This is a genomic window from Streptococcus sp. GMD6S, assembly GCF_000297015.1.
The window spans coordinates 1-3,561 of sequence record NZ_AJRH01000092.1; the positions used below are offsets into that span (position 1 = coordinate 1).

General features: G+C 40.2%; 5 protein-coding genes and 1 pseudogene. All 6 read left to right on the plus strand.

Annotated features, from left to right (window positions below):
* Window positions 1-84: pseudogene (locus GMD6S_RS12605) on the plus strand (CDP-diacylglycerol--glycerol-3-phosphate 3-phosphatidyltransferase); the annotation flags it as partial.
* Window positions 81-908 carry an energy-coupling factor ABC transporter ATP-binding protein gene (locus GMD6S_RS08570; protein WP_000835733.1) on the plus strand — a complete coding sequence of 276 codons (828 nt, stop codon included), beginning with the start codon at window positions 81-83 and terminating at the stop codon, window positions 906-908. The pseudogene GMD6S_RS12605 and the gene GMD6S_RS08570, both read left to right, overlap by 4 nt.
* A complete protein-coding gene (locus GMD6S_RS08575) occupies window positions 893-1,732 on the plus strand; it encodes an energy-coupling factor transporter ATPase (protein WP_000513212.1) in 840 nt (279 codons plus the stop codon). The genes GMD6S_RS08570 and GMD6S_RS08575 overlap by 16 nt, the downstream gene beginning before the upstream one ends.
* Entirely contained in the window at window positions 1,725-2,519 is a 795-nt protein-coding gene (locus GMD6S_RS08580; protein ID WP_000377884.1) for an energy-coupling factor transporter transmembrane component T family protein, read from the plus strand. Before GMD6S_RS08575 ends, GMD6S_RS08580 begins: the two co-directional genes overlap by 8 nt.
* Window positions 2,520-2,579: 60 nt before the next feature.
* Window positions 2,580-3,395, plus strand: a complete 816-nt coding sequence (gene mreC / locus GMD6S_RS08585; RefSeq protein ID WP_001078970.1) for a rod shape-determining protein MreC — start codon at window positions 2,580-2,582, stop codon at window positions 3,393-3,395.
* 2 nt (window positions 3,396-3,397) lie between these two features.
* On the plus strand, window positions 3,398-3,561 hold a 164-nt coding region (mreD, locus tag GMD6S_RS12335), incomplete at its 3' end, for a rod shape-determining protein MreD (RefSeq protein ID WP_008289407.1).

Sequence of the window (3,561 nt, forward strand, 5' to 3'; positions counted from 1 at the left end):
GCTTTGTTTTTCACTATCTACTCTGGTTATGATTATTTCAAGGGTAGCGCTCATGTATTCAAAGGGACATTTGGTTCGAAATGAAATCGATTATTGAAGTAAAAGATCTGTCTTTTCGTTACAAGGAAGACCAGGATCATTATGATGTTAATAATGTCTCGTTTCACGTGAAACGGGGAGAATGGCTTTCAATTGTAGGTCATAATGGGAGTGGAAAATCGACAACTATCCGTTTGATTGATGGATTGCTTGAAGCAGACTCTGGGGAAATCTGGATAGATGGCCAACTGCTGTCCTCTGAGAATGTTTGGGATTTGCGTCGACAAATTGGTATGGTTTTTCAAAATCCAGATAACCAATTTGTGGGGGCAACTGTTGAAGATGATGTCGCCTTTGGTTTAGAAAACCAGGGACTTCCTCGTGAAGAAATGAAGAAGAGAGTGGCTGAATCTTTGGAGTTGGTAGGTATGCTGGACTTTAAGAAGAGAGAACCAGCTCGTTTATCTGGTGGACAAAAACAACGGGTGGCTATTGCGGGAGTTGTTGCCCTGAGGCCAGCTATTTTGATTTTGGACGAGGCAACAAGTATGTTGGATCCTGAGGGACGCAGAGAACTGATTCAGACAGTTCAAGAGATTCGAAAAGACCACCAGATGACAGTCGTCTCCATTACACATGATTTAGAGGAAGTTGCGATGAGTGACCGTGTCTTGGTCATGAAAAAAGGCCAAGTGGAGTCAACCAGCAGCCCAAGAGAACTTTTTTCTCGGGATGACCTTGACCAGATAGGGTTAGATGAGCCTTTTACTAATCAATTGAGAGAATCTTTGAGAGAGACTGGTTATCAGTTGCCGGATGGCTATTTGACAGAAGGAGAGCTAGAGGACAAGTTATGGGAATTACTCTAGAAAATGTGAGCTTTACCTATCAAGAGGGGACTCCCCTATCTTCATCAGCCTTGACTGATGTTTCTTTGACGATTGAGGATGGTTCCTATACAGCTTTAGTAGGGCACACAGGTAGTGGGAAATCAACGATTTTACAGCTTTTAAATGGCCTATTGGTACCAAGTAAGGGTTCTGTTCGAGTTTTTGATACCGTCATTACCCCTACATCAACCAATAAAGAAATTCGTCAGATTCGAAAGCAAGTTGGTCTAGTGTTTCAATTTGCTGAAAATCAGATTTTCGAAGAGACTGTTTTGAAAGATGTCGCATTTGGACCGCAAAATTTTGGAGTTTCTGAGGAAGAGGCCAAGAAAATTGCGCGTGAAAAGTTAGCCTTGGTAGGCATCGATGAGTCACTCTTTGAGCGCAGTCCTTTTGAACTTTCGGGTGGTCAGATGAGACGTGTGGCTATAGCAGGTATGCTAGCCATGGAGCCAACTGTCTTAGTTTTGGATGAGCCTACAGCTGGACTAGATCCTCTGGGCAGAAAAGAATTGATGACCTTGTTTAAAAAACTCCACCTTTCTGGAATGACAATCGTTCTGGTAACGCATTTGATGGATGATGTAGCTACGTATGCTGATCAGGTCTATGTTATGGAAAAGGGGCGTTTAGTCAAAAGTGGCAAACCGAGTGATGTTTTCCAAGATGTAGCCTCTATGGAAAAGGTGCAGTTAGGTGTGCCTAAAATCACAGCCTTTTGTAAACGTTTGGCAGATAGAGGTGTAGCTTTTAAAAAATTGCCAATCAAGATAGAGGAGTTTAAGGAGTCGCTAAATGGATAGTATGATTTTAGGGCGTTATATACCGGGGGATTCCATCATTCATCGCTTGGATCCGCGTAGTAAATTGCTTGCCATGATCCTGTTGATTTTGATTGTATTTTGGGCCAATAATCCTCTCACCAATCTCGTTCTGTTTGTAGCGACAGGTATATTTATCGCTTTGTCAGGCGTTTCCCTTTCATTTTTCATTCAGGGATTAAAATCCATGTTCTTCTTGATCGCTTTTACGACTCTTTTTCAGCTCTTTTTCATTTCAAGTGGAAATGTCCTATTTGAGTTTTCTTTTATAAAAATAACGGATTATGCTTTGCAACAAGCGGGAATCATTTTCTGTCGTTTTGTGTTGATTATTTTCTTTTCAACCTTGCTAACATTAACGACCATGCCTTTGAGTCTGGCAGCCGCAGTTGAAGCTCTTTTAGCACCGCTGAAACGTGTGAAAGTTCCCGTTCATGAAATTGGTCTTATGTTATCAATGAGTTTGCGTTTTGTTCCAACCTTGATGGATGACACAACGCGAATTATGAATGCTCAAAAAGCCCGTGGAGTTGACTTTGGCGAAGGTAGCATCGTGCAAAAGGTAAAGGCTATGATTCCAATTTTAATTCCTCTTTTTGCGACGAGCTTAAAGCGTGCAGATTCATTGGCAATAGCCATGGAAGCGCGTGGTTATCAGGGAGGAAAGGGTAGAAGTCAGTATAGACAGTTGAGATGGAGTCAAAAGGATACACTGGCAATTCTTGTGATTTTGATACTGGGATGTTTCTTATTTTTCTTAAAATCTTAGCAGGTTTGTAGGATTGATAAGAAGCTCACAGTAGCAGGTTTTTAGTATAAAGGTAGGAATATGAACCGTTTTAAAAAATCAAAATATCTAATCATCGTTTTTGTCACAGTTCTGGCAGTTTCTGTTCTATTAGTGACAACCTATTCAAGCGCTATTGTGACGAAACTAGGAGATGGGATTTCCTTAGTAGATAGAATTGTTCAAAAACCCTTTCAGTGGTTTGATACTTTCAAATCGGATTTGGGACATTTGACGCAGACTTACAATGAAAATGAGAGTCTAAAAAAACAGCTCTATCAACTAGAGGTGGAGTCTAATCAATCAGAAAGTTTAAAAAATGAAAATGAACAATTACGTCAGTTGCTGGATATGAAGTCAAAATTGCAGGCTACAAAAACCATTGCAGCAGATGTGATTATGCGGGCTCCAGTATCTTGGAAACAAGAGTTAACAATTGATGCGGGAAGTTCAAAAGGAGCTTCTGAAAATATGTTGGCCATTGCAAACGGGGGTTTGATTGGTAGTGTTTCAAAGGTGGAGGATCATTCAACAACGATCAACCTATTGACAAACACCGAAAATTCAGACAAAATTTCTGTTAAAATCCTGCATGGTTCTACTGAAATTTACGGGATTATCGTTGGTTATGATAAGGAATCTGAACTGCTTAAAATTAGTCAATTAAACAGCAACAGCGACATTAGCGCGGGAGACAAGGTGACTACAGGGGGGCTTGGAAACTTTAATGTTAAGGATATCCCTGTTGGAGAGGTTGTTGCTACAACACACAGCAGTGATTATCTAACAAAGGAAGTAACAGTAAAGTTAAGTGCTGACACCAAAAATCTTCACGTGGTAGAGTTAGTGGGGAATTAGCAATGAGACTGTTAAAACAAATTGGTATTTTCTTTTTACTCCCTTTTGTCGTACTAATTGATGCACATATTGGACAATTAGCGGGATCCTTCTTCCCTCACTTTCATTTAGCAAGTCATTTTCTGTTTTTATTTCTCTTGTTTGAGACAATTGAGGTTTCAGAATA

What these genes read in the sequence shown, in the direction of transcription:
- GMD6S_RS08570 (WP_000835733.1), top strand. Translation starts at nt 81, where the DNA reads ATGAAATCGATTATTGAAGTAAAAGATCTGTCTTTTCGTTACAAGGAA.
- GMD6S_RS08575 (WP_000513212.1), top strand. Translation starts at nt 893, where the DNA reads ATGGGAATTACTCTAGAAAATGTGAGCTTTACCTATCAAGAGGGGACT.
- GMD6S_RS08580 (WP_000377884.1), top strand. Translation starts at nt 1,725, where the DNA reads ATGGATAGTATGATTTTAGGGCGTTATATACCGGGGGATTCCATCATT.
- mreC (WP_001078970.1), top strand. Translation starts at nt 2,580, where the DNA reads ATGAACCGTTTTAAAAAATCAAAATATCTAATCATCGTTTTTGTCACA.